Genomic DNA, 17,745 nt, shown 5'->3' with positions numbered 1-17,745 from the left:
GACTAATTCTAAGCCGTCCAGAGGCTTGGTGCGGCCACTAAAGGCTTCACGCTTCTCGACGCCTAAAGATCTCAATCAGGAAGAAGACACCCAACCCGATGTAGGAAGCACCCCCGAACAAGTTCCTGGCGAAGGTCAGTGCAGTGTATTCACCAAGATGGGTGTAGCCTGCCAGCACGACGCGTGCGGTAGAAACTGCGCAGTAGAGTCCAACGACCCACAACAAGACGGGAGAAACTCGTCCACTTTTTGCCATGGCTACGGACAGCAATGCGAATGCGAGGATGACAAGCCATTGGGTGAGCGACCACTTCTGTGTCTGATGATAGAAAGAGTTCGCGTCATTCCAGGTAGAAACTGTTTCTCCGAAGCGCACCATTCGGCCAGCCAGGTAGGAGGCCATGGCCAACATTGCCACGATAGGCGCGTACTCCTTAAACCACAGCCACAGGCATACCCAGGTGAGCGAGCTGACGGCGGTCATGACCAGCAGCAACGGCGTACTGTCTAGCGCGATAGTGAACACCAGCGCTCGCGTGACGATCACTGCAACAATGGAAAAGACTGCTAGGTATGCGACAAGTTGATCCCTGCTTAAGGAGTGGGAGTTGCCTTGCATAAGCCCTGCCTACGGATATGTGAATGTAAAAAGGTAGCTTAGCTGACGCTTTGGAATTTAAGAGACATTCCTAGCCCTTTAGATTCACCCACATACCGACACCGAAGTGGGGTTTCCTTCCATTAGCAACCCCCACCCCCACAGCCAGCACCTGCTGACATCAACCAGTCACAAGTATAGATTCACCTTATGCAAGTTGTGAAGCCACACTAATGAATAACAAATAAGACCCAGCCCTTTTCAATGAGCTGGGTTCTACTTTTGGCGGAAGTGGAGGGATTTGAACCCCCGGATAGTTTCCCATCGCTGGTTTTCAAGACCAGTGCATTCGGCCGCTCTGCCACACTTCCATTGCCTCTTGGGAAGGCAATGGAAGAAATAATAACGTATCCACTTGCCGGAACGCCATTTTGCGTAGTGTTGGGCCCATGAGAGCTATTTCAATCGAACACGACCTTACAATCACCGATGTCCCAAAGCCCGAGCTGAAACCGGGAGAAGTCCTGGTCAAAGTACATGCCACCGGCGTCAACCGCGGCGATATCCTGCAGGCCGCCGGCCACTATCCACCACCTCCCGGCGCGAGCGAAATCATGGGACTCGAGTGCTCGGGCGAGATCGTGGATGCGGGCGATACTCGTCGCAAAGCGGGCGAGCAGGTGGCCTGCTTGTTGGCCGGCGGTGGCTACGCCGAGTACGTGGCTGTTCCGGAAGGACAACTGATGAGCCTGCCTGAGGGCTACTCGATGGCGGAGGCTGCATCGATCGTGGAGGTCGCCTGCACAGTGCATTCAAACATGCAGCTCGCTGGGCTGAAGCAGGGCGACACGTTGCTCATCCATGGTGGTGCAGGCGGAATTGGCACCTTTGCCATTCAGTACGCCAAGGCGCTCGGCTGCACCGTGGCCGTGACCGCTGGCAGCGCCGAGAAGCTGGAAGTGTGTAAGCAGCTCGGCGCGGACATCCTCATCAACTACAAGGAAGAGGACTTCGCGGAGGTCATGAAGAACAAGTGCGATGTCATCCTCGACATCATGGGAGCCAAGTACCTTGAGGCCAACGTCAAGGCGCTGGCGATGGACGGGCATTTGATCATCATCGGCATGCAGGGCGGTGTGAAGGGCGAGCTGAATATCGGCAGGCTACTGACCAAGCGTGGCAGCATTTCCGCCACTGCGCTGCGCGCCCGCGATCTTGCCGACAAGGCCCGAATTGTGAAGGACACGGAAAACACCGTGTGGCCACTTATCAAGGAAGGCAAGATCAAGCATCACCTGACCACCACACTCCCATTGGAAGAGGCTGCCAAGGCGCACCAAATGCTCAAGGAAGGCAGCGTGGCGGGCAAAATCGTCCTGACCGTCGCCTAATATCTAAGCCCGTGCCTTTCGTCGTTCTTATTGCCGGTTGGGCGCTGAGCCGATGGCTGATGGTAAAACAGACCTTCGGCCCGCAGCGCTGGATTTTTGGTGACGTCCACTATTACTTCAAGGAACTCGCCAAAGAGCGCAGCGGTGGCGTGGCGCTCAAGGAATACCCGGAGGCCAACCTGTGGCTGCTCCGCATGGTCGACCGCATCGCGCCAGACACCCAAGCCGGCATGGAACACACCTATGTGGCATTCATCCTCATCCTGGATTTCCTCTTCCTCGCGTTGCTGATCCACCGCAAGCACTATCTCGCAGGCGCATTTTGGGTGGCGTTTGGACTGGTCGTCGGCCCAATCTTCCTCACTCGCCTCGACCTCATCCCCGGCCTGCTTGTGGGCGTGTTCGCTTACCTGCTGGCCACGCACCCGCGGGCCTCTGCAGCAGTGCTCGCTGCGGCCACGATGATGAAGTTGTGGCCGGGCGTCCTCGCGGCGTCCTTGGTGGGCCACTTCAAGAGCAAGCAGTCCTGGATCCGCATCGCAGTCTTCGTGGGCACCATGGCGACGATGGCCGGGATCACGATCGTCACCCAGGGCCTTGACCGGCTTCTTTCGCCGCTTGATTACCAGGCGGAGCGCGGCTTGCAGATCGAATCCATCGCGGCCACCCCATTCATCGTTCTCGCTTCCCGTGGCGGCGGAGAGTACACGATCCGTTACGCGGAATCGAAGAGCTTTGAAATCACCGGCCCCGGCGTCGAGGTAGCCACCCATGTGGCCAGCGCAGCCCTGTACCTGACAGTATTGTGCGCAGCGATCGTGGTTCTTCGCCGCTTGCTGCGCAGCACCTGGCGCTCCCAGGAAGCAATCGGGCTGGCCATGGTGCTGATCATGGCGGTGCTCGTGACCAACAAGGTCTTTTCCCCGCAGTACATGGTGTGGCTCGCCCCAATCACGGCCGTCATTTTGTGTTTCAAGCCGACGCTGCTTGCCAAGATCAACGCCGCGCTAGTGCTGCTGATTGTGTGGCTGACCCAATACGTTTACCCAGGCCACTACGACAGCCTGATGACCAACGACCCAGATTTCCTGCCTACCTTAGCCCTGGCCAGCAGGAACCTGCTGATGTTCGTGCTGCTGCTTACCACCGTCATCTGGTGGCGACGCCTAATGGCTACGGCTACGCCAGCGACGCCAGCACGCGCGTGAGCTGATCGATATCGCTGAGAGTGTTGTACGGCGCGAGCGACACCGTAATCGCGCCACCTTCCTCGAAAGCACCCATTGCTTCGAGTAGCGGATCGCGCGGGCTCAGCTCCGTCACCAAACCATTGGTGAGTAGGCGCTTTTGCACAGTCGGCGCTGGCACACCCCGCACCATGAAGGACACACGCGGCACCCGATCAAGGTGCATCGCGTCAGCCCCAGCGGCATCGCCCGTGATGCCCAAAACATGCACACTCGGCAGCCCCAGCAAAGAATTAATCAGGTGACGAGTGATCTCCCGCGAATAGCGATTCAGATCGGTCATCGCCCGCCCCAGTCGCGTCGCCCGCGTGCCGCCCGGCGCGGCAAACCCCGCATAGTGATCGACGATCGCCGCCACGCCACCGGCCAGCCCAGGCGAAATAGCACCGAGCTCCAGCTTCTCCGCCTTATCGACGCCCCCTGCCGGGTTCACCGCCTTCAGGCGCGGGAACATCGAGGTGTCGCGGAATACCAAAGCCGCCAGGTGTGGCCCACCGAGCGGGGCGCACTCGACGACGAGGATGTCCGCACCCCAGTCGTCGATGGACACTGCCCTGTAGGGAGCGACCGCAGAAGCATCAACGAGCAGCCAGGCCCGGGAACGAGAACGCACGATATCGGAGATCGCAGCAACGTCAGTCACGGTGCCCGTGAGTTCGTGAGCTGCCGGGACAACGACCAGCCGGGTTGAGCCCTGAACAACGTGCTCGTATTGCCAAGCAGGAAGCTCACCGGTGCCCAGATCCGGTTCTGCCCAGGCCACGGTGGCGTCGCTGCGCAGGAAAGGCGCATTGGTGCTCTCCGGATCAATGCGATTGAGCACGACCTGGGTGGTGCGACGCAGTCGCGGCTTCATCGCGGCAGCCAGTGTTTCGAGCAATACCTGCTTGCTTGGGCCAAGAACGACCCGGTCCGGAGTTGCGCCAGTCAGGTCAGCGATCGCTGCCCTCGCAGAGGCAATGTGGCTCGCGCCGATGCTGGAAAACTGCTCCGGGGATCGGGAGTGGGATCCGGATGCTGGGCTGTGGACGTCGAAAAGCGGGCTGGTGCGGAATGCCGTGGCCACGGAGGCGGAAACCCGCTCAGGGATTTGCGCTTGGACATGGGCGTTTAGGTACGTCCAACCGTCGCTGAGAGAGGTGTAATGACCTCTCACATAGGCGACATCGAACATAAAAACTCCTTGGATTGGGCACCCGCTTACCCGAACCAGCATACAGCGACCGCTAGGCTCATAAGGGTGTCAGACAATGCAGCAATACTAGAGCGGATGACCCGCGTCGACGAAACCGATGCTCCAGCCTCCCGTTCCCAGACCTTTTCGGCAGCGTGGGCGGACCTCGTGCGCGGATTTAATCAGCATGAGTTGTGGTTGCAGCTCGGCTGGCAGGACATCAAGCAGCGCTACCGCCGCTCCGTCCTCGGCCCACTGTGGATCACCATCGCCACCGGCGTGATGGCCCTCGCCCTCGGTTTGCTGTACTCGCTGCTCTTCCGCATCCCGTTGGCAGAATTCCTGCCACACGTGACGGTGGGCCTGATCATGTGGGGTTTCATCTCCGGTGCGATCAAGGAAGGCGCGGACATCTTCATCGACAACGAAGGCCTGATTAAGCAGTTGCCTTCGGCGTTGTCGGTGCACGTGTACCGCCTGGTGTGGCGCCAGACCCTGTTCCTGCTGCACAACATGGTGATTTGGCTGGTTCTGATGCTGATCTTCCCACGCCCGCTGGGCTGGGATCTGCTGCTGGCCATCCCGGCGCTGCTGCTGCTCATTGTCAACGGCGTGTGGGTCGCGATGTTCTTCGGCATCGTGGCCACCCGCTATCGCGACGTCGCTCCTCTCCTCGAGGCGCTCGTCCAGTTGCTGTTCTACGTCACGCCAATCGTGTGGACCACCGCGACACTCAAGAGCGCAGGTCCGGAGATGCAAACCCGCGCCCGGATCGTTGAGCTCAACCCGCTGTACCACTACATGGAGGTCGTCCGCGCCCCCCTCATCGGCGCTCCCCTGCCGATGTACCACTGGTACGTTGTCCTCGGCTGCACCGTCGGCGGCCTGATCCTGGCGATGCTCGCAATGAAGAAGTGGCGCTACCGCGTCAGCTACTGGGTATAAGGAGAATTTCCCATGGTTTCTATCGATACCCACAACGCCTGCGTCGACTTCCCTATCTTCGACGCCAAGTCCCGCTCCATGAAGAAGGCCTTCCTCGGCGCTGCCGGTGGCGCTATCGGGCGTAATGCGCAGAACACTGTCGTCGTCGAGGCGCTCAAGGACATCAACCTGCACCTGCGCGAAGGCGACCGCGTCGGCCTCGTCGGCCACAACGGCGCCGGCAAGTCCACCCTGTTGCGCCTGCTCTCCGGCATCTACGAGCCAACCCGTGGCTCCGCGCACATCCGGGGCCGCGTCGCCCCAGTCTTCGACCTTGGCGTCGGCATGGACCCGGAAATCTCCGGCTACGAAAACATCATCATCCGAGGCCTATTCCTCGGCCAGACCCGCAAGCAGATGAAGGCGAAAATCGACGAGATCGCCGAATTCTCCGAGCTCGGCGAATACCTCGCCATGCCACTGCGCACCTACTCCACCGGTATGCGCATCCGCCTCGCGCTCGGCGTGGTCACCTCGATCGAGCCCGAAATTTTGCTTCTCGACGAAGGCATCGGCGCTGTCGACGCCGCGTTCATGGCTAAGGCTAGGACCCGTCTGCAGGAGCTCGTGAAGCGCTCCGGCATCCTCGTGTTTGCCTCCCACTCGAACGACTTCCTGGCCCAGCTCTGCGACACCGCGCTCTGGGTCGACCACGGCACCATTCGTCAGGCTGGCAGTGTTCCCGATGTCGTGGAAGCATACGAAGGTAAGGGTGCGGCCGATCATGTGCGTCGCCTGCTGAAGCGAATGGAAGAGGAATCCTAAATGCTGTCCAAGTCTGACCGCGTCGCCGCCGTCATCGTCACGCACAAGCGCGTCGAGATGTTGCGCGAATCCCTCGAAGTTGTTGCAGCTCAGACCCGCCCGGTCGAGTGGATCATCGTGGTGGACAACGGCTGCGAAGAGGCCGTGGCATCCCTGGTCTCCCAGGTATGCGGAGATCGTGGTGTCTACCTTGCTTCCCACACCAACCTCGGCGGCGCCGGCGGCTTTGCTTACGGATTCCTCACCGCTTTGGCGCTGGGCGCCGACGCCATCTGGTGCGCCGACGACGACGGTCGCCCAGAGGACGCTAATGTACTGGCTTCCCTGTACGACTGCGCTCTGAAACACGGGCTGGCGGAAGTATCCCCGGTAGTTGTGGACAAAGCTGCTCCGGAAAGTTTGGCATTCCCGCTGCGCCGTGGCCTGACCTGGCGACGCTCTCGTTCCGAACTCGGGTCCGGGTTCCTGCCAGGAATTGCCTCCCTGTTCAACGGCGCCTTGATTTCCGCATCCGCCATGGAACAGATCGGTGTCCCCGACTACCGCCTCTTCATCCGCGGCGACGAAGTCGAATACCACCGCCGCTTGGTCCGTTCCGGCCTCCCATTCGGCACCTGCCTGACCTGCGCCTACCTGCATCCAAACGGCTCCGACGAATTCAAGCCAATCCTCGGCGGGCGCATGCACACCCAATACCCATCGTCGGAATCCAAGCGCTTCTTCACCTACCGCAACCGCGGTTACCTCATGAACCAGCCAGGAATGCGCAAACTCCTGCCACAGGAATACGCGCGCTTCGCGTGGTTCTTCCTGGTGCAGGAGCGAGATTTTGCCGGTTTCAAGGAATGGTTCCGCCTGCACCGCCAAGGCAGGCTGGAGAGGTTTGAGCGGCCTTAGTTCTTAAAAATGAACATCCGCTGCGCGAAGAAATTGATCACCGTGGCGATGCCCTGAGCAAACACGAAGGCGATGGTCGCTGCAATGTACTTGTGCATGTTTGGCTCCAGGAAGTGGAAGCCGTTGCCGTACAGTGTCATGTTCAGCCAGCCAGTAATCGTGTAGAGCACGGCCACGTAAATGAGGCGCTTCCAGGAGTGATCGGCCTGGAAAGTCCAGCGACGATTGATGATGTAGGCCGTGATGGTGCCGAAAATGAAGCCCACCAGACGGGCCCTCGAGGCTGCCACTCCGAAGAGGAACTGCGTGAGCAGGGTAAAGCCGAAGTCGACCACAGCCGAAATCACGCCAGAAATGATGAAGCGGTAGCTTTGCGTTTTCATATCCACGTTGGTGTAGCCTACCGCTAAGCTCGGTCGGCCGGGATTTCCCCCGCGAAATTGTCAGAAACTAGCGAAATTCGGCAATCTCACGGGGGAAATCTCGCCAGGAAGAATCACTAGCCCGCCAACAGGTTCCGATAAATCTCCAGCCGGTCGACCGGAGATTTCGCCCGGCGCCCATATCCGCCGAGCGAGGCCAATCGAGCCAAGGACTCCGCGCACAGCGCCCTAATCGCCGGGGCTTTCAGTGGAGAGCCATCGTCCTCGACCCAACCAAGCTCGGCCATGGTGCCTTCCAGGAGTTGATCGGAAGTTGAAGGTTCGCTGAAACACGAGAGCACAAGTACCGTCACCCAAAAGGCGTCGCGTGCGGCCTGCGAACGCTCAACTGGAAGGCCAAGTGAGGATCCAAATGCTTGGCGCAGGTCGATGGCCTGCAGAAGTGGCACGAAGTCGTAGAGGGAGCCTCGTTCGATGAGGTCGCGAAGCTCCGGGTGGGCAAGGGAAAGGACAGCTGAGATGGTTTCCCTGCCGGTTAGTTCCGTGTTGACTGTGGCGAGGTCGAAGTCGTCGATAAGCGTGCCGGTGCCACCGATGCAGAGGGCGCGGGGTGTGCCTTCGTCGCGCGGGTAGGCGTCGATGATGCGGATGTCGACGGTCCACAGGCCCCACTCGTAGGTGAATACGTCCGGGATTAGGGAATCGGCATCGAGGCCGGGGAAGGTGGCGGGTTCGGCGGTGTCGAAGCCGAAGCAGACGTCGAGGACGTGGCGTAGCTCGCGGAGGCACATGGTGTCATTGACTCCGATATGCCGGTAAACATTGGTGCCTCGCACCCCGGCCCACAGAATCAAGGAACGCATAGGCCCCAGCGTAGTGAAGGATGCTAAGACCCGCCGAGGACCATCCGCAGGAATTCGCGGCGTGGCTTGGACAAAGCGCCACCAAGTACCAGGTCATCGCCCACAATCACCCCGAGCGCGCGGAGCACATCCATTGTTTGACGAGTGAGGGAATCCACCTCGGCAAGCGTCATTCGCTGTCCTGTCCAGGCCATGCCCTCGAGGATGAATGTCGTGGCGGCGCCGAACGGCATGGAGGAAATGAGGGCGATGAGGCGGAGCCATGCGGCATCGTTTCCACGGGTGTCTCGTTCGACGGGCAGGCGGTGGGCGATGTGGTGCCACTTGTCCAGGGCGGTGGTAAGGCCGAGGCGCTCGTCATCAAGGTCGAGCAGTTCCACCAGGCGGGTGTCGGCGAGCAGCGGGGCGATCATTTTCGCTGCTTCCGCTTCTGTCACCTCGGGTGGCGAATCGATGTTGAGGAACGCCACGAGCTGCGCGGTCTCCCACATGCCAGTGCGGAAGATCAAGTCCTGCAGGCTCGGCTTGACCTCGCTCATCTTGGCAAAGACCCAACGTTCGGCGTCGAGCTCGCGGTTCACGGACTTAATGTCAAAGGACTGCCCGTTGATGGCGCCTTCGCCATCGATGCAGAGCGTCTCCAGGCGTGGCGAGCGCTGCAGCTCAGACACCAGAGAAATGTCGATGACCAGCGGCTCGGAAAACTTCTCCACGAACCGCAGGTCAGCCACCCGCAGCAACTCTCCAAGCATCACGGTCTCAGAGGGAGTTCCGGCCGCGTCAAAGCGCACCAAAGTGGGCGCGGGCATGACGACGGGCGCACCTTGTTCCGAGCCATCTAGCTGCAAGAACGCGTGCTCGGCAGGCTCCACAACGTCAAAAGCGAGCTGCAGGATACGGGCGAAACGCTCCATTCCAATGTCGCTGGGGACGCGGAGGCGTCGCCAAGCAGAGCCACTGACCGCATGCACCAGCACAGCTTGGCCCGGCGTCGCAGGTTCGCGACGCAGCGGGCGCTGCTTGGTGGGATCAGAAACTGGAACGAAGCTCACGCTTCGAATGCTAAGCGCTAAGCGACACTTTGGCAGTACAAGTAAGTGGCGGTGCCCGTGACCAGGCCCGCAGCGACACGAGAAGGGGTCTTCTTCAAAACCTTTTGATCGATCTTCGCAAGACCAATCAAACCGAGAACAGCGCCGCCGATAATCGCCCAGGTGCGTACTGGGGAGCCCAGATCACCAGCTGGCATATCGGAGCTTGGGCCCGGCTCGTCGCCGATATCGCCGATGCGCTGACGCACGCGGTCGATGACCACAGCTGGGTCATTCGTTGGATCATCGTCAACGGAATTAATGACTGCGACGGCGCCAACACCAGCGGCCAGCGCACCCAATCGAGACCACGGCTTGCGCAGCGCAGTGGCAACGCCCACAGAAACACTCAAAATTAGATCGTCCATACCTACTAGTATGGCCTCATGTTCGGATTTATGAAGAAAAAAACCGCAACCGAACACACGGCTGCGGAAATGACCAACACACCGCTGAGCAATGAGCTCACGATGATGCTGGCCCAGGAACTACCTCTCCTTGATTCCGTGGCCCGCGTTCGGGTCTACGAAATCCTGGAAAGCTATGAAGGGCCCACGATCACCAAGCAGGAAGACCTGCCCAAGGAAATCCGGGACCTTCTAGACCTGTACTAGCTCTTACTTAGAGGAGCCCAGTGCAGAAGAGGTGTTGTCGAAGAGGTACTCAACGGTAGCGAAGATGCCCTCTGCAGAGCCGGTAGCTACCTCGAAGAGAGCCTTGACAGAGTTAACGATGCCATCAAACAGAAGTCCGAGATCCATGATGAATCCTTTCTTGTTGGTTGGTTGGAGTGCCCAGTGTTGCAGGACACGTCAGCAGGCTTCAAGCAACCCAGATTGATGGGATCTTATAACTTCTGCCGAAACTCCAGTTCAGCTCGAGAACCCAAAAATGTGAGCGACCCCCCATTTGTGGGGACAAGCGACCGGCGTCAAACGCGAGTAGCCTTGAGGTCGTGATTACTCAACAAGTACTGACAGGTTGGGGCCGCACTGCCCCTACAACTGCGCAGGTATTGTCCACGCCGGACGTGGAGCAGATCGTTCGCGCAGTCAAGGAAGCTGCAGAGAAGAACGACCGCGGCATCATTCCCCGCGGTATGGGCCGTTCCTACGGTGACCCAGCCCAAAACGCAGGTGGATTGGTTGTCGATATGCAGCCGGTTAACCAGATCCACTCCATTGACACCGAAACCGCCATTGTCGACGTCGACGGCGGTGTCACTCTTGACCAGCTGATGAAGGCAGCCCTGCCTTACGGCCTCTGGGTTCCGGTTCTGCCAGGCACCCGCCAGGTCACCATCGGCGGCGCAATCGGACCAGACATCCACGGCAAGAACCACCACTCTGCAGGTTCCTTCGGCGACCACGTCGTCTCCATGGAACTTCTGGTGGCCGACGGCCGCATCCTGCACCTGGAGCCAGAAGGCACCCCAGACGATCCAAAGGGTGAGCTCTTCTGGGCCACCGTCGGTGGCATGGGCCTTACCGGCATCATCCTGCGCGCCCGCATCAAGATGACCCGCACCGAGACCGCCTACTTCATCGCAGACGGCGATCTCACCGCAAACCTGGACGAAACCATCGAGTTCCACTCCGACGGCTCCGAGAAGAACTACACCTATTCTTCCGCCTGGTTCGACGCTATCTCCCCAGAGCCAAAGCTGGGTCGTGCAGCCATCTCCCGTGGCTCCCTGGCAACGCTCGCACAGCTGGAAGAGCTGAACCCGAAGCTGGCCAAGGATCCGCTGAAGTTCAACGCTCCACAGCTGGTCACTGTGCCAGACATCTTCCCAAGCTTCACCATGAACAAGCTGACCATGATCACCATCGGTGAGCTGTGGTGGATCAAGTCCGGCAAGTACAAGAACCAGGTCCAGAACCTGACGCAGTTCTACCAGCCACTTGACCTCATTGGTGAGTGGAACCGTGGCTACGGCAAGAAGGGCTTCCTGCAGTACCAGTTCGTGGTCCCACGCGAAGCTGTGGAGCCATTCAAGGAGATCGTCAAGGACATTCAGAAGTCCGGTCACTACTCCGCACTGAACGTGTTCAAGCTGTTCGGCGAGGGCAACAAGGCTCCACTGTCCTACCCAATGCCAGGCTGGAACGTCTGTGTCGACTTCCCAATCAAGCCGGGCCTCGGCAAGTTCCTCGACGACCTCGACAAGCGCGTCATGGAATTCGGCGGTCGCCTCTACCTGGCCAAGGAATCCCGCACCTCTGCGGAGAACTTCCACAAGATGTACCCAGGCATGGAAGGCTGGCTGAAGATCCGCAACGAGATCGACCCAACCGGCGTCTTCGCCTCCGACATGTCCCGACGCCTCGAACTGGGAGGAAAGTAAATGCTGAACGCAGTAGGCAAGCCACAACACATCCTGTTACTGGGTGGCAACTCTGACATCGGACTCGCAATCGTCGAAGAGTTCCTGTCCAAGGGCCCAGCCAAGGTCACGTTGGCTAACCGCACCAAGCCAGAAAGCGCAATCGCGGCCGTCGAAAAGCTCGGCGGTACGGCGGAGTTCCTCGAGTTCGACGCCACCGACTTTGATGCGCACCCAGCTTTGTTCGAGAAGATCGAGGGCGACATCGACGTTGCTATCGTCGCTTTCGGCGTGCTCGGCGACAACGAAGAGCAGTGGCAGAACCAGGCCAAGGCCGTGGAAGCCGCACAGATCAACTACACCGGCGCTGTGTCCGTGGGCGTGCTGCTCGCGGAGCGCATGAAGCAGCAGCAGCACGGCACGATCGTGGCGCTGAGCTCGGTCGCTGGCGTGAAGGTTCGCCGCTCCAACTTCGTCTACGGCTCCACCAAGGCGGGCTTCGACGGCTTCTACACCCAGCTCGGCGAGGCACTGCGCGAGTTCGGCATCAACGTTCTGGTTGTCCGTCCGGGCCAGGTGCGCACTAAGATGAGCGCAGGTGTGAAGGAAGCTCCGCTGACCGTCAACCGCGAAGACGTGGCCAAGGCAGTGGTGTCTGGTGTGCTTAACCGCAAGGAAGAGCTGTGGATTCACCCAGCATTCCAGCTGGTCATGCTCGCACTCCAGCACGTTCCTAAGCCAATTTTCCGAAAGTTGCCCATCTAATATGTAGAGAGAATATGAACGTCGACGAGAAATTCACCGCTGATCGACTCAGCTTCCGCTCCACCCTCCTCGCGATGTTCGCAGCCACCCTCGGTGGCTTCCTCTTCACGCTGGCATGCTGGTTCGTCATCAAGACGACCAACTTGCCAGCGTTTGGTGGTTCTTACGTCTCCCGCGCCTTATCGACGGCAGGAGTCGTCCTCATCCTCCTGGTCGTCGGCGTCCTCACATTTTTCTGGCTCCGCGACGGCCAGCTAGGGAAAGAAACCCCGCGCTGGCGAAAGATCCTCACCTACCTGGTGAGCTACCTTTCCCCGGCGGCGCTCGTGGTGGCAACCATCGCCCTGCCACTGTCCGCAACCCGCCTGTACCTCGACGGCGTGACCGTTGACCAGGGATTCCGCACCCAATTCCTCACCCGTACCACCGCGGAATTCGGGCTTGGGGACATGAACTACATGGGCCTGCCAACCTTCTACCCGGCCGGCTGGTTCTTCTTCGGTGGTCGCTTTGCCAACCTGTTGGGACTTACGGGCTGGGAGGCATATCAGCCTTGGGCGATCGTGTCCATCGCCATGATGGGCTGCGTGCTGGTGCCCGTATGGCAGCGACTAGCCGGTAGCCTGCCAGTGGCCGTCGGAATTGCGCTGGTCACGATGTCTATCTTCCTGGTGATGAGCCCAGAAGAGCCTTATGCCGGCATCGTGGCGATGGGCGTCCCTGCCGCCTCCGTGATGATGGCGCACGCCCTGGCAAACAAGTGGACCGGCGCTGCTGGCCTTGCGGTTTACCTCGGCCTTTCCGCCGCTACGTACACCATTTTCACGGCTGCCATTGCGCTCAGCGTCGTGGCGATCGCTATGCTGTACGCCGTCGTGGTTGAGCGTTCCTGGGGCCCGGTGATCAAGCTGTTCGTCGTTGGTATCAGCTCCATGGCCATTGCGGCGCTCGCGTGGGGCCCGTACCTGTGGAAGGTGCTCTCCGGCGCCCCAACCAGTGGCTCCAGCGCGACCCACTACCTGCCGTGGGAAGGCACTCAGGTGCCGATGCCGTTCTTTTCTTTCACGCTCATCGGTGGTTTGTGTCTCATCGGCCTGGCGTTCTTGATCTTCCACTTCGACCGTCATGACGTCCGTGCGATGGCGCTGACCTTGATCGTGGTGTACTGCTGGGTGATCGCTTCCATGGTGTTCACCTTGACCGGCAACACTCTTCTCGGCTTCCGCCTCGACATCCTAGTGGCCGTGATCATGGCTACCGCTGGCGTGCTCGGCATCGCTGAGTTCCGGCTCAATAATGCTTCTCGATTCCTTTCCGACCCAAGCGATGCGAAGCTGCAGCTGAAAATGACGGCGCTGATGCTGGTCGTCCTGCTGGCCGGAGGCATCGTCTACGCCCAGAAGATTCCAGACCGCAACAAGGTGGCCATTGACCTCGCGTACACCGACACCGACGGCAATGGCGAACGCGCTGACCGCTTCCCGGCTGATTCTGCAAAGTACTACCCGGAGATCGACGCCTTCATTAAGGAACAGGGCTACGAGCCGACCAAGACTGTCGTGCTGACGGACTCGAAAGACTTCTTCTCCTTCCACCCGTACTACGGTTTCCAGGCCTTCACGAGCCACTACGCCAACCCACTCGGAGAATTCGAGGTCCGCAACGACCTCATCGAACAGTGGGCGACCCGCTCCCACAAGGATTTGAAGGATCCGGCAGCGTTCCAGGCTGAGGTTGCCAAGGCGCCCTGGCCTGCCCCGCAGGTGTTCATCCTGCACGGTGATAGCACTGACCCGGAGAGCAAGTGGAAGTACGATCTCGCCGAAGATATCTACCCAAATAATCCGAATGTCCGCTCCCGCGGCGTGTACTTTAACCCGGAGGTTTTCGCCGGATGGGCTCTCAAGCAGGTAGGTCCATTTGTGGTGGTTGTTAAGCCAGTGACGTAGAGTAAATACTTGTGTCAAAAGCAGCCAACCTAGCCCCGAACTGGTTAAAGTCCACCGCAATCATTTCAGGCCTGGCCGGATTTCTTCTCTTCGTCCTCACGCCTTTCCTCCCGGTTAGTCAAACGCAGTCGTCGTTTGACTGGCCACAAAAGGGCTTGAACAGCGTCAATGCCCCACTGCTGTCCTATGCCCCGCAGGAGATCACTCTGAAGGTGCCGGTGAGCGCAGCCGATAAGCTCCCGGACCATGAGTGGATGGTGCTGGGCACTTTGCCTGCAGATTCCAAGGACGCCACCGCCCGTGGCATGTTCGTCCGCTCCACCGCGCAAGGTCTGGACGTCATCGTTCGTGACCGCGTCCCGCTCAGCGTCCCTAAAGACAAGATTCCTGCGGGTGGCGTACTGGAGGTTCACTCCACTGCCACGGAAACTACCGTCAAGCTTGGCGATAAGACGGAGGTCGTCGAAGGCGATGTCCGCCCGCAGCTCACGGGCATCTACACTGACCTGCCTAGCGAGGAGCACGTCGACGGCATCAACGCCCACGTCGAGATCAACTCCCGCTTCACGTCCAGCCCGAGCCTGATCAAGTACGCGGCCATGTTCCTGGGCGTGGCCTGCCTCATCGTCGCCCTGTGGTGCCTGCACCGCATGGACATTCTCGACGGCCGTCGCTCCCGCAACTTCTTCCCGCCGGAGTGGTGGAAGTTCAAGCCTCTCGACGGCCTCGTCGGCGGCATCCTCCTGCTGTGGCACTTCATCGGTGCCAACACTGCAGACGACGGCTACCTGCTCACCATGGCCCGCCTGTCCCACGACTCGGGCTACATGGCCAACTACTACCGTTGGTTCGGCGTCCCCGAGTCCCCATTCGGCGCGCCATACTATGACTTGCTCTCCGTGATGGCCCGCGTGTCCACCAGCTCGATTTGGATGCGTCTGCCTGCACTTCTTGCTGGCTGGATTGTGTGGTTGCTCATCACCCGCGAGGTGCTGCCTCGCCTGGGCACCCGCATTGGCGATCGTCGAGTAGCGCACTGGACTGCGGCGTTCTCCTTCCTGAGCTTCTGGATCGTCTACAACAACGGCACCCGCCCAGAGCCAGTGATCGCCCTCGGCGCGCTGCTGACCTGGGTGTGCATGGAGCGCGCCATCGCAACCTCCCGTCTGCTGCCAGCCGCCATCGCGGTCATCGTGGCCACCCTGTCGCTCGGCGCTGGCCCTACCGGCCTCATGGCTGTCGCCGCGCTGCTGGCTGGCCTTTCCAGCCTGATCCGCATCATTTATCGACGCCTGCCACTGCTGGGCGCCCCTCACGGTGGCAAGGGCACCTTCCCGGCTGCTATGGCCATGATCGCGCCGTTCCTGGCTGCAGGCACCGCTATTTTGCTCGCGGTGTTCGGCGACCAGACGCTCACCACCGTGGTGGAAGCCATCCGCGTCCGCGCGGACAAGGGTCCTGCCCTGGCGTGGTACATGGAATGGGTTCGCTACGAATCCCTCATGGGCCAGACGGTGGACGGCTCCTTCACGCGTCGTTTCGCCGTGATCATGGTGTTCGTCTCCGTCGCCCTGGTGCTTGCCTCCATGCTGCGCAACGGCCGCGTTCCAGGATCCGCGCAGGGGCCATCGCTGCGCCTGCTGCTCACCTTCCTGGGCACCCTATTCTTCATGATGTTCACCCCAACCAAGTGGACCCACCACTTCGGCGTGTGGGCAGGCATCGGCGCTGCCATGGCAGGCCTGGCAGCAGTAGCCCTGTCCCACATGGCGCTCAAGTCTGCGCGCTCCCGCACCCTGTTGTTCGGTGGCATTCTCTTCGTGCTGGCGTTCTGCCTCTCCGGCCCGAATGGTTGGTGGTACATCTCCAGTTTCGGCATCCCTTGGTACGACAAGACGGTCCAGCTCAAGGGCATCGAGGCCTCCAGCGTCATGCTGGGCATCTCGCTGCTGGTGCTGCTCATCGGCGTGGTGCAGTCCTTCATTTCCGACGTTCGCACCGCGCAGGCGGAAGCTGCGGGCGAGTTGGAGGAACTGCGGGCGTCGCAAAGCGCGCGTTTGCAGCGCTTCCAGGGACTGGCTGCGTCCCCAATCGCAGTGGTGTCCGCGCTGGTGCTTGTGTTCACTGTGGCTAGCCTCGGTAAGGGTTTCGTGTCCCAGTACCCGGCGTACTCGGTCGGCCTCGGCAACATCCGCGCGGCCGCGGGCGATCACTGCGCGCTGGCCAACGACGCCATGCTGGAGACCAACTCCAACGACTCCTTCCTCGAGACGGTCGACGGCACCCCGCTCGGTGAGTCTCTGGAAGCCAATGATCCGCGTGGCTTCGGAGCCAACAACATCCCAACCTCCATCAACGCGGAGGCCGTGGGCGTGGAGAAATCCGAAGGCACCATTGGCGGCGCGACCGCTAAGGAAGACACCACGGAAACCGGCGGCGGCCAGCAGACCGGTAACTCCGGTGGCGTCCGCGACGACCTCGGCGTCAACGGCTCCAAGGCCCAGTTGCCATTCGGCCTCGACCACACCAAGATCCCAGTGGTCGGTTCCTTCACCGAGGGCCCACAGTTCCCAGGTGAATTGACCAGCTCCTGGTACAAGCTGCCGCAGCGATCCGAAAAGACCCCACTGGTGGTCATCTCCGCTGCCGGCCGCATCTACCACCACGACATCAACGGCGTGGAGCAAAAGGGCCAGAAGCTGATCGTGGAGTACGCCACCGTCAACGGGTCCTCCGTCACCAATGTGGGCAAGTTCGAACCACTCGATATCGGACCAACCCCATCGTGGCGTAACCTGCGCGTCCCGATGTCTGCCATCCCAGAAGAGGCAAACGCGGTGCGCATCGTGGCCGAGGACAGCAACCTCGACCCAGAGCAGTGGCTCGCATTCCTGCCACCACGCGCGCCTGAACTCGAGTCGCTGAACGACGTCATCGGCTCCGAAGACCCAGGCCTGCTCGACTGGGCCGTTGCACTGCAGTTCCCTTGCCAGCGCACCTTCGGTCACTTCGCCGGCGTCGCAGAGCTGCCGAAGTTCCGCGTCGCCCCAGACCACCCAGGCAAGGTCACCCTGTCTCCAGTGATGGACTACGCAGGTGGCGGCGTGCTCGGCGTGACCGAAGCAGTCAACACCTCTGTTGAAATCCCTGGCTACCTGAAGGACGACTGGCACCGCGACTGGGGCTCCATCACCCGCTACACCCCGCGCACCAACACGCGAGGCGAAGCACCTGACGAGGCCGTCATCGACCACCGCGTGATCCAGCGCTCCGGCCTCTGGAACCCAGGACCGATGCAAACCGCAGAGTAAT

17 protein-coding genes and 1 tRNA gene are annotated in these 17,745 nt (G+C 60.5%); 10 read left to right on the top strand and 8 right to left on the bottom strand.

Annotated features, from left to right (window positions below; translation table 11 throughout):
• Positions 1 to 46: 46 nt before the first annotated feature.
• Together WG939_RS07615 and WG939_RS07610 are read right to left on the bottom strand one after the other, a co-directional pair.
• Positions 47 to 619, bottom strand: a complete 573-nt coding sequence (locus WG939_RS07615; protein WP_339984322.1) for a hypothetical protein — start codon at positions 617 to 619, stop codon at positions 47 to 49.
• Positions 620 to 881: 262 nt separating this feature from the next.
• Positions 882 to 969: transfer RNA gene (locus tag WG939_RS07610), tRNA-Ser, on the bottom strand.
• A 78-nt stretch (positions 970 to 1,047) separates the two neighbouring features.
• On the opposite strand from WG939_RS07610, the gene WG939_RS07605 reads away from it, so the two are divergent.
• Both WG939_RS07605 and WG939_RS07600 read left to right on the top strand, forming a co-directional pair.
• A complete protein-coding gene (locus WG939_RS07605) occupies positions 1,048 to 1,989 on the top strand; it encodes an NAD(P)H-quinone oxidoreductase (protein ID WP_339984320.1) in 942 nt (313 codons plus the stop codon).
• An 11-nt stretch (positions 1,990 to 2,000) separates the two neighbouring features.
• The gene (locus WG939_RS07600; RefSeq protein ID WP_339984318.1) at positions 2,001 to 3,197 is read left to right on the top strand and encodes a hypothetical protein; all 1,197 of its coding nucleotides are present in this window, start codon (positions 2,001 to 2,003) and stop codon (positions 3,195 to 3,197) included.
• On the opposite strand, the gene WG939_RS07595 is transcribed toward WG939_RS07600, so the two are convergent.
• Positions 3,169 to 4,410, bottom strand: a complete 1,242-nt coding sequence (locus WG939_RS07595) for an aminotransferase class V-fold PLP-dependent enzyme (protein ID WP_339984316.1) — start codon at positions 4,408 to 4,410, stop codon at positions 3,169 to 3,171. The two genes, WG939_RS07600 and WG939_RS07595, sit on opposite strands and share 29 nt — an antisense overlap.
• A 96-nt stretch (positions 4,411 to 4,506) precedes the next feature.
• Between WG939_RS07595 and wzm the strand changes: the two genes are divergently transcribed.
• Genes wzm through glfT1 form a run of 3 tightly spaced genes read left to right on the top strand, consistent with a single transcriptional unit; the run spans position 4,507 to position 7,056 of the window.
• The gene (gene wzm, locus WG939_RS07590; protein WP_339984314.1) at positions 4,507 to 5,355 is read left to right on the top strand and encodes a galactan export ABC transporter permease subunit Wzm/RfbD; all 849 of its coding nucleotides are present in this window, start codon (positions 4,507 to 4,509) and stop codon (positions 5,353 to 5,355) included.
• 12 nt (positions 5,356 to 5,367) lie between these two features.
• Positions 5,368 to 6,159 carry a galactan export ABC transporter ATP-binding subunit Wzt/RfbE gene (wzt, locus tag WG939_RS07585; RefSeq protein WP_339984312.1) on the top strand — a complete coding sequence of 264 codons (792 nt, stop codon included), beginning with the start codon at positions 5,368 to 5,370 and terminating at the stop codon, positions 6,157 to 6,159.
• Positions 6,160 to 7,056: a galactofuranosyltransferase GlfT1 gene (gene glfT1 / locus WG939_RS07580; protein ID WP_339984310.1), complete on the top strand. Its 897-nt coding sequence runs from the start codon at positions 6,160 to 6,162 to the stop codon at positions 7,054 to 7,056.
• Here glfT1 and WG939_RS07575 read toward each other — a convergent pair.
• The 4 genes from WG939_RS07575 to WG939_RS07560 all read right to left on the bottom strand — a co-directional run bounded on the left by WG939_RS07575 (position 7,053) and on the right by WG939_RS07560 (position 9,761).
• Entirely contained in the window at positions 7,053 to 7,439 is a 387-nt protein-coding gene (locus WG939_RS07575; protein ID WP_339984559.1) for a GtrA family protein, read from the bottom strand. The genes glfT1 and WG939_RS07575 overlap by 4 nt on opposite strands.
• 116 nt (positions 7,440 to 7,555) lie before the next feature.
• Positions 7,556 to 8,302: a hypothetical protein gene (locus tag WG939_RS07570; protein WP_339984308.1), complete on the bottom strand. Its 747-nt coding sequence runs from the start codon at positions 8,300 to 8,302 to the stop codon at positions 7,556 to 7,558.
• Positions 8,303 to 8,325: 23 nt separating this feature from the next.
• Positions 8,326 to 9,354 (bottom strand): hypothetical protein, encoded by a 1,029-nt coding sequence (locus tag WG939_RS07565; RefSeq protein WP_339984306.1) that lies wholly within the window; start codon positions 9,352 to 9,354, stop codon positions 8,326 to 8,328.
• A gap of 17 nt (positions 9,355 to 9,371) precedes the next feature.
• The gene (locus WG939_RS07560; protein ID WP_339984304.1) at positions 9,372 to 9,761 is read right to left on the bottom strand and encodes a hypothetical protein; all 390 of its coding nucleotides are present in this window, start codon (positions 9,759 to 9,761) and stop codon (positions 9,372 to 9,374) included.
• A gap of 18 nt (positions 9,762 to 9,779) precedes the next feature.
• On the opposite strand from WG939_RS07560, the gene WG939_RS07555 reads away from it, so the two are divergent.
• Entirely contained in the window at positions 9,780 to 10,007 is a 228-nt protein-coding gene (locus tag WG939_RS07555) for a hypothetical protein (protein ID WP_339984302.1), read from the top strand.
• 3 nt (positions 10,008 to 10,010) lie between these two features.
• On the opposite strand, the gene WG939_RS07550 is transcribed toward WG939_RS07555, so the two are convergent.
• Complete coding sequence (locus WG939_RS07550; RefSeq protein ID WP_339984300.1) at positions 10,011 to 10,154, bottom strand: hypothetical protein; 144 nt, start codon at positions 10,152 to 10,154, stop codon at positions 10,011 to 10,013.
• A 194-nt stretch (positions 10,155 to 10,348) separates the two neighbouring features.
• Between WG939_RS07550 and WG939_RS07545 the strand changes: the two genes are divergently transcribed.
• Genes WG939_RS07545 through WG939_RS07530 form a run of 4 tightly spaced genes read left to right on the top strand, consistent with a single transcriptional unit; the run spans position 10,349 to position 17,744 of the window.
• Positions 10,349 to 11,740, top strand: a complete 1,392-nt coding sequence (locus WG939_RS07545; protein WP_339984298.1) for an FAD-binding oxidoreductase — start codon at positions 10,349 to 10,351, stop codon at positions 11,738 to 11,740.
• Positions 11,741 to 12,484, top strand: coding sequence for a decaprenylphospho-beta-D-erythro-pentofuranosid-2-ulose 2-reductase (locus WG939_RS07540; RefSeq protein WP_339984296.1), 744 nt, complete (start codon positions 11,741 to 11,743; stop codon positions 12,482 to 12,484).
• Positions 12,485 to 12,498: 14 nt separating this feature from the next.
• Positions 12,499 to 14,433 carry a galactan 5-O-arabinofuranosyltransferase gene (locus WG939_RS07535; protein ID WP_339984294.1) on the top strand — a complete coding sequence of 645 codons (1,935 nt, stop codon included), beginning with the start codon at positions 12,499 to 12,501 and terminating at the stop codon, positions 14,431 to 14,433.
• Positions 14,434 to 14,444: 11 nt separating this feature from the next.
• The gene (locus WG939_RS07530; RefSeq protein ID WP_339984292.1) at positions 14,445 to 17,744 is read left to right on the top strand and encodes an arabinosyltransferase domain-containing protein; all 3,300 of its coding nucleotides are present in this window, start codon (positions 14,445 to 14,447) and stop codon (positions 17,742 to 17,744) included.
• The last annotated feature ends 1 nt before the right edge of the window (position 17,745 follow it).

The organism is Corynebacterium sp. H130, assembly GCF_037572395.1.
GTDB lineage: Bacteria > Actinomycetota > Actinomycetes > Mycobacteriales > Mycobacteriaceae > Corynebacterium.
The sequence above is the reverse complement of the archived record's forward strand: the minus strand, read 5'-3'. Positions and strand labels throughout refer to the sequence as shown.

What these genes read in the sequence shown, in the direction of transcription:
- WG939_RS07560 (WP_339984304.1), bottom strand. Translation starts at nt 9,761, where the DNA reads ATGGACGATCTAATTTTGAGTGTTTCTGTGGGCGTTGCCACTGCGCTG.
- WG939_RS07550 (WP_339984300.1), bottom strand. Translation starts at nt 10,154, where the DNA reads ATGGATCTCGGACTTCTGTTTGATGGCATCGTTAACTCTGTCAAGGCT.
- WG939_RS07595 (WP_339984316.1), bottom strand. Translation starts at nt 4,410, where the DNA reads ATGTTCGATGTCGCCTATGTGAGAGGTCATTACACCTCTCTCAGCGAC.
- WG939_RS07605 (WP_339984320.1), top strand. Translation starts at nt 1,048, where the DNA reads ATGAGAGCTATTTCAATCGAACACGACCTTACAATCACCGATGTCCCA.
- WG939_RS07570 (WP_339984308.1), bottom strand. Translation starts at nt 8,302, where the DNA reads ATGCGTTCCTTGATTCTGTGGGCCGGGGTGCGAGGCACCAATGTTTAC.
- WG939_RS07615 (WP_339984322.1), bottom strand. Translation starts at nt 619, where the DNA reads ATGCAAGGCAACTCCCACTCCTTAAGCAGGGATCAACTTGTCGCATAC.
- glfT1 (WP_339984310.1), top strand. Translation starts at nt 6,160, where the DNA reads ATGCTGTCCAAGTCTGACCGCGTCGCCGCCGTCATCGTCACGCACAAG.
- WG939_RS07575 (WP_339984559.1), bottom strand. Translation starts at nt 7,439, where the DNA reads ATGAAAACGCAAAGCTACCGCTTCATCATTTCTGGCGTGATTTCGGCT.
- wzt (WP_339984312.1), top strand. Translation starts at nt 5,368, where the DNA reads ATGGTTTCTATCGATACCCACAACGCCTGCGTCGACTTCCCTATCTTC.
- wzm (WP_339984314.1), top strand. Translation starts at nt 4,507, where the DNA reads ATGACCCGCGTCGACGAAACCGATGCTCCAGCCTCCCGTTCCCAGACC.
- WG939_RS07555 (WP_339984302.1), top strand. Translation starts at nt 9,780, where the DNA reads ATGTTCGGATTTATGAAGAAAAAAACCGCAACCGAACACACGGCTGCG.
- WG939_RS07540 (WP_339984296.1), top strand. Translation starts at nt 11,741, where the DNA reads ATGCTGAACGCAGTAGGCAAGCCACAACACATCCTGTTACTGGGTGGC.
- WG939_RS07535 (WP_339984294.1), top strand. Translation starts at nt 12,499, where the DNA reads ATGAACGTCGACGAGAAATTCACCGCTGATCGACTCAGCTTCCGCTCC.